At 54.6% G+C, this 346-nt stretch carries 1 protein-coding gene; it reads left to right on the top strand.

Annotation, left to right across the window (positions count from 1 at the left end; translation table 11 throughout):
- On the top strand, nucleotides 1-326 hold a 326-nt coding region (locus tag AC3A6R_RS27170), incomplete at its 5' end, for an IS3 family transposase (RefSeq protein WP_487866186.1).
- Nucleotides 327-346: the final 20 nt, after the last annotated feature.

The following is a 346-nucleotide window of genomic DNA, read 5'->3' on the forward strand; positions in this document are numbered from 1 at the left end:
TCGCTCTTGTGTCCCACCACCAGCCGGCGTTTGAGGTCTTCCAAATCGTCTGTCATTTACGTTCCCACGTTGCTCTACGTGGGAACGTAGGCTGTCAGGTCATAGCCTGCGGCTCAAGGACGTGGTTCGTTGACCGCATACAAGGCTTCTTCGGTCGGCTGAAGAACGAGCTGTTCTATCCTCGGGACTGGAAGAGCGCCACCATTGAGCAATTCATCGAGGCGGTCGACTCGTACATCCGCTGGTACAACGAGAAGCGGATCAAGATCTCTCTTGGCTCTCTCAGCCCTATCGAATACCGGGTGAGCCTTGGGCTTGCGGCGTAAAACCAGTCCAAGTTTTTATC

This window comes from Variovorax sp. Soil_C_19 (assembly GCF_057657255.1).